Raw genomic sequence first — 5,931 nt, 5'->3', positions numbered from 1 at the left:
GTTTAATAGGTCAATTAGAGCACACATTGATACGACAGCACTACTGCCAAAGTCGTAAAACTGTTAAATAAATGCTAAAATATATAACAAAAAAACCTTTCAATACTAAAATTGAAAGGTTTTAATTACAACAGATATTACTAATTAACTATTAATAAACCGTTTAACAATTTTAGTGTTACCAGATTGAATTTCTAAAAAGTACACTCCTTTAGATAAATCGCTAACATCTATGGATTCTGTATTATTGATTTTTAACGTTTGTATTCGTCGACCATTGAGATCGTAAATAATCAATGTATCAATACTAAAAGTCGTTTCAATATGCAATAGATCAGTTGTTGGATTAGGATATAGTCTTATCGCTTTTTCTAAATTTTCATCATTTACAGATAAACTAGAAAGTGAATATTCAATTACCAATTGCGGTGCTGCAGAACCATCAAAAGATTCTGCTTCACGCTCTCCACTTCCATTAATTACAAAGGTCATCGCATTAAACATCGTCCAGTCTTCTTGCGCTAAAACCTCTTCCACTAAAGAAGCGATATTTGGTGTTTGCTGATTGACACCAGCATCTCCTATATGTTCAGTTTCCCACGCAGGTATATCGTTCCAACTCACTACATTGTTACCAAGTGTTCTTGATGAAATATCAAAATCTGCGGATGAAAACTCAACTGAATTCGCACTTGCTTCTGCTCTAATCGCCACACTTGTAGGATCTGTATTATCATCATCTACTGTAAATTGAATATAAGCATTACTAATAATAGCATCGGCTGGTAATTGAATATCAGTAAATCTTACACCCACAAGTTGATTGGTTGATCCACTTTCATCAACAAGTTCTAAATCAGAACTTCCTAAATCCATTTCTCCGGTTGCCACTTCCTCTTCTGCATCATTATTAGATCTATTTACAGCATAAGTTAAAGTTCCTGATTCTAAGATCCCTGCACAATTACAATTACCATCTTCTACATCAAAAAACGTATCAGAATTACCATCATCGCAAGCCGTTCCATAAAGTTCACAAGGGGTTTGATAGTATAATTTTAAGATTGGTGCTGCAGATCCATCAAACGATTCCGCCACACGCTTCCCTGAACCTGAAATTATAAATGTTAGCGCATTGCCACTTAACCAATCTTCTTGAGCAATAATTTCTTCAACAATACGAGTAACATAAGGCGAACGCTGATTAATACTAGCTTCTCCTGTAGTGTTCCACATAGCAACATTGTCCCAATTTACAGAACTCAAAGTCAATGCTCTAGACGTAATATCATTTAAGCCGTTTGTAAACGTTGCACTTTCCGCTGCTAATTCTCCATTTATAACTAGGTTAGTAATATCTGTTTCAGCACTAGTTTCATCGGTTTGAAACTGAAGGAATGCTCGATGTAAAGTAGCACCTTCAGGTATTTGAACATTTTCAAATCGCAATCCAATAACCTGATCGTCATCATCATGAACCAATTCTAAATCTGAACTTTGTGTAAAAACAAGTCCTGAACCAACTTCCTCTTCTGCATCGTCACTAGAATTAAGAACCTCTTTAACATCTTCTACCACATCATTTGGCACACCTGTACAATTACAGAAGCCATCTTCTTCATCATTAATAGTATTAGCATCTCCATCATCACATGGTGTGCCGTACGCAGGACATTCGTTTTCCGATAACGTATAGGTAATAATTAATTGTGGTGCGGCATCAGAATCACCGTTATACGACTCAGCTGTTCTTTCACCAGAACCTGTAATAAAAAATGACATAGCGCTATATGATGGCCAATCTTGTTGGTCTACAATTTCTTGAACAATAATTCTTAAACTTGGAGTTTTCTGGTTATCACCAGCTTCACCAACCGTTTCCCATGCCGGAACATCGCTCCATGTTACTACTGCATCTGTTTGCACTCTGGATGAAATATTGAATGGATCTGTTGTAAATGTTGAGCTATTAATCGCTTTTTCTCCTCTTATTACTAAGTTGGTCGATTGCGTATTCACCTCATCTGTTGTAAATTGAATTGCCGCATCTAAAATTACAGCACCTTGAGGAATAGTAACACCATTAAAGCGCATACCTACGGTTTGGTTGAATTGATCCGCATAGGCATCGTAAACCAATTCTAAATCGGAACTATCGGTGTACATAGCTCCTCCCGTTTCAGCTTGTTCAGCATCGTCATCTGGATGATTTACTTGAAAGGTTAAGGTTGCAGACTCTTCAACTCCGATACAGTTACAGTCTCCATCTTCAAAATCTAAAATAGTATTAGGGTTACCATCATCACAAGCTGTACCAGCATCTTCACAAGGTAATTTGTAAAATAACTTTAATTCTGGTGCTGCAATGCCATCAAAAGATTCCGCGATTCTTAATCCTGAACCCGATAAAATAAAAGTCATGGCATTCCCTGCTTCCCAACCGTTTTGAGAAATGACTTCATAAATAACATTGTTTAAGTATGGTGTACGTTGGTTTAAACCCACTTCACCTACTGTTTCCCATTCTGCAATACCGTTCCAATAGATTGCATTTGCCGTTAAAGGTCGAAGTGAAATATCATTAGTATTCGACGTAAATGTAACACTTGAAACCGCTAATTCACCATTTATAATAATTTGAGCTGCATCATTTTCCGTATTTACTTCAGCTGTTTGAAACTGAATATAAGATCGGTATAAGGTAGCACCTTGAGGTATTTGCACATTTTCAAAACGAATACCAACTAACTGATCTCCGTTATCATGTATTAATTCTAAATCGGCACTTGCAGTGTGCACTAGACCAGATGCTATTTCTTCTTCAGCATCATCACTACTGTTTTGTACTGCAATAGTTTCTTCAACCAATTCAAAATCTGGCACACCTTCACAATTACAAAAACCATTGGCTTCATCATATAATGTTGAAGCATCTCCATCATCACAAGTTGTACCAATAACAGGACAAGGATTATCGGTAAGATTAGCATTAGAAATAGTAACGACACTCCCAGTTTCTGGCGAAAAGATATTTAAGGCATCTGGCAAAGTAAAAGGATCTGTATTACTCCCTTCAGCAACTTCATCGGCATTATTGACGTCTATGGTACGTAATTCAATTTTTTCGGTATCTACAAAGACCAATTTAAATTGATTGAAAGACCCTGAATTTCTTGTCCAGCTCTTATCGTCATCATTATTTCTTAATGGTGCTCCCCAACATCCCTCGCCTGTGTAAACCGTACCGCCTTGTTCTTCAATTACAAAACCTTCGTCATTTCCAGGATCTGACGATGGTTTTATTGGCCATGTAGTTTTAGACATGTGCGAATCACAATCGACAACCAATCTTACTTGTTGATCATAAAACAATTGTGCCCAAGCACCATATTGTGCATTTCCTTCAGATTTTCCAGAAGTATGTGGACGCATAGGCTTATGATATTGCGCCATTTTCCATGTTAAATCTGAAGCCGTATTTAAATCGTTTTCTAACCACGTTAACTGATCTCCAAGTACTGAAATTTCAGAATTAAGCGTATAGGTTCTTATCATGTTATTTCCCCAGGTCATGGCGTAATATGAATCGGCATTGGGTGTATCAAAAAGATCGTAGATAGAAGATGTGTTTTCATGATTACCTCTAGCTGGTACGATAGGAAACATTCGTCCATCTGCAGCTGTGGTGAGTTGCCAATCGTCAAACCAATCTTGCCATTCCGAATTACTATCGGCATTGGTCATATCACCACCAAATAATACAGCATGTGGTTTTAATTTACTTACTAATTTATTAGCATTCTGTCGTGGTGTTCTGTTATTTCTAGAATCACCTCCGGCAATGAAAAACAATCGACTATCGTCATCTGGTGCTGTTTTAAACCAAAATTGCTGACTCACACCTTCACTATCATGGATTAAAAAGTAATAAATAGTATTTGGTAGCAAACCAGACAATCTTGCAAATTGATTAGTCATTCCTTTTGCCGACGTTTCTCTGTCTACCGTTTTATTAAAAGTATAAGCGTTAAAATCAGTACCATGATCTACAGTATCGTAATACACAGAAGCATTAGAACCTGAGATTTGATTCCAAGCTACTGTTATTGTTGTAGCAGGATCATCTAAAAGAATAAGCCTGTACTTGTCATTATTTGCATAACCTAAGCGAACTAGGCCAAGCAGCATAAGCAACATTAGAGGTAATTTTAATTTCATAATTAGGGTTGGTTTTTAATTGTTGTGTTTTGTTTTTAATGTTTTATCGTAAAGGCCGTAAAGCATTAAAGTTGCTAAAGGCAATAATCCGTGTGGTAATCGGTAAACCGTTAAATACATAAAATGATGGATAGAATTGAGGAAAAAATCGTAGTTAAACCCAGCTACAACTCTAGCTAGCGCTGTTAAAATACCCCAAATAATGATATACATAAAAGCAGGTTTTACCAACTTAGGTATAAATAGAAAAGCGGCCGCTATAACATCTAATAATCCAACTACAAACAACAGCTGCCTAGCATGAGTTTCGGTTACACCCAATATTTTAATAGTCATATCAATAAAATGACCTGGCACATATATGAATCCCATAGCAAAAAGTCCATGTGGAATAAATGTTAATGCTATAGATACCTTTAACCAGAAAATAAGCTTTTGTTTATTTAAGGTTTCAAAGTCTTTGGTAAAAAAGAGTACTAAAGGTGCTGCAAATTGTATGGTTAGCTCAAAAAATTGTAAAAAATCATAGTTTTTATCTTTAACCATGCATACACCAAGTATAAATAAGATAAACAAACTAAACCCTATAATACTTTTTTTAAATCTTACAAACGGAATCTGTTTCCAAAATAGACTGACAAATGCAGATACAAATAGGACGATGCTAAAAAACACTGTAAGATTGGTGATGCCTTTGTTGGTTTCTGGACTTGTGGCATAATCGAACCAAGAGGTATTGAAAACATTTTCAACAATAGGACTCATTAAGCTTTCATCCCAAAGGATAGCTCTAAAAGGTGCTCCGAAAAAATAAAATTGGTAAGCTCTTGCTAAAAAGATTAGAAAAGCGCATAGTTGGATGATAAAAAAAGGCTTCAGTTTCATATCACAAAAAAATAAAATTAAAGCCTTCGACCTATTACGTCAGTATTATACAACGATTACAAAAACCGCATAAAAATGTTACCTGTATTATTAAATTACTACCACCACCTTATCTTAACATTTAAGTAATAAAGAATATAAAAGTTTTTCGATTTTAAGAAACAAATATTGTGTAAAACCTAATTATCTCTCACAAACGCCAAAGCACGTTTTTCATTGTAGTATATATTTTTCTTATCCACAAACCCAACATGCCCACCATATTTTGGCATTTCTAAAAAGAGATTAGAATTTTGTTTGGCTTCTTTTACAGGATAACATTCTGGAGATAAAAATGAATCATTAAGCGCATTTATAATTAAAGTAGGAACTTTAATATTTGGAAGAAATTGCAAGCAACTCGCTTTTTCATAGTAGTCTATAGCATTTTTAAAACCATGTGCTTTTGATGTGTATATATCATCAAAATCTTTTAAGGTTTTAATCGCATTAAAATCGGCCAATGATAGATCATTCGGAAATTGCTCTAATTTAGGTTTTAATTTCGCCTTTAAATGTGCTAAAAATCGAATCGCGTAATGTTTGTTTTTCAAACTTAATAATTCACCACAAGATCCTTTTAGGTCACAAGGTGTAGATACTGCAATAACAGACTTTAATTCTGCTGGAAGTTCCCTTCCTTCTCCCACATATTTCAAAACCATATTTGCCCCTAAACTAATACCTTTAATGTAAATTTCGTCGTATTGTCCCTTTGATAACACATGTTGCACCACAACCTCTAAATCTTCTGTTGCACCAGAATGGTAACTTCGAAATAACAAATTA

The 5,931-nt window shown here is 35.2% G+C and carries 3 protein-coding genes; all 3 read right to left on the bottom strand.

Going from position 1 to position 5,931, the window contains the following annotated elements:
• Nucleotides 1–144: 144 nt before the first annotated feature.
• Complete coding sequence (locus ACN0QX_RS15185; RefSeq protein WP_417198165.1) at nt 145–4,218, bottom strand: T9SS type A sorting domain-containing protein; 4,074 nt, start codon at nt 4,216–4,218, stop codon at nt 145–147.
• A 15-nt stretch (nt 4,219–4,233) separates the two neighbouring features.
• On the bottom strand, nt 4,234–5,103 hold the full coding sequence (locus tag ACN0QX_RS15180; RefSeq protein ID WP_417198164.1) for a hypothetical protein: 870 nt from the start codon (nt 5,101–5,103) through the stop codon (nt 4,234–4,236).
• 179 nt (nt 5,104–5,282) lie between these two features.
• Nucleotides 5,283–5,931: YheT family hydrolase (locus ACN0QX_RS15175; RefSeq protein ID WP_417198163.1), on the bottom strand; the 649-nt coding region annotated here is incomplete at its 5' end.

The sequence above is a fragment of the Bizionia sp. genome (assembly GCF_048259285.1).
In the GTDB taxonomy this organism is placed as follows: domain Bacteria; phylum Bacteroidota; class Bacteroidia; order Flavobacteriales; family Flavobacteriaceae; genus Algorimicrobium; species Algorimicrobium hallyeonense.
Note: the sequence above shows the minus strand (reverse complement) of the source record. Positions and strands in the feature narration are given on the sequence as shown.

Bases quoted from the DNA above. Each gene is read 5' to 3' on its own strand.
- ACN0QX_RS15180 (WP_417198164.1), bottom strand. From the start codon at position 5,103: ATGAAACTGAAGCCTTTTTTTATCATCCAACTATGCGCTTTTCTAATC.
- ACN0QX_RS15185 (WP_417198165.1), bottom strand. From the start codon at position 4,218: ATGAAATTAAAATTACCTCTAATGTTGCTTATGCTGCTTGGCCTAGTT.